The sequence below is a fragment of the Vibrio sp. 1641 genome, assembly GCF_033339995.1.
Classification (GTDB): Bacteria; Pseudomonadota; Gammaproteobacteria; order Enterobacterales; family Vibrionaceae; genus Vibrio; species Vibrio alginolyticus.
This window is the reverse complement of the sequence record NZ_JAWOVP010000275.1, coordinates 1-626: the sequence shown is the minus strand read 5'-3', so window position 1 is coordinate 626 and position 626 is coordinate 1. Positions and strand designations below refer to the sequence as shown.

The 626-nt window shown below is 46.0% G+C and carries 1 protein-coding gene; it reads left to right on the top strand.

All coding sequences use genetic code 11. The features are described 5' to 3' along the window. On the top strand, nt 1–626 hold a 626-nt coding region (locus R7Z47_RS25490), incomplete at both ends, for an ImpA family metalloprotease (protein WP_318130846.1).

Sequence of the window (626 nt, the reverse complement as noted above, 5' to 3'; positions counted from 1 at the left end):
AAGCAGTCTACGGGGACGACTGAGTTTTTGAAATCGTACTTCGCGGACTACGTTCAATACAACAGTCGTCGCATCAACCCAAAACAACCAAATATGGGAAACTTCAGCCGCAGTGAATTTGGGGCCGATGTAAAGAGAATTGATACTACGGTGAATATGGAGTCTAAACGCAACTTCCGTTCGGCAGGAGTGTATGCGCTGCCAGGTGAGACTTTCACGGTAACGCGTAAAGACAACAATGATGTGACCACAAAAATTGTCATCAATAGCTTAAGAAGTGGAGCGACCCATGAGTTCAGTAAAGACGGTTATACTCGACCTAAACTGCTGACTTCATTTGCTTACGAAGTCAAAGCGGGTGAAACCATCACGCTGACTTCTCCTTATGGCGGCCCAGTACAGGTTCACTTTGACAAAAATGATATTCCGGTTGAACTGAGATTTAACCATGTGGCACAGCATCCTGTATGGAGAAGTGAGAAGGACAACGACACCTTTATTCAGCAGCTAGAAGCCAATTTGTTTGATTGGGCCGAGCTGATCACCCCTGGGTTTGAAGTGCACTCAAAGCGTGACAAGATGTTAGAGTCGGTCAACGATGAAATGTGGTCTACCCCTGCGGAAAT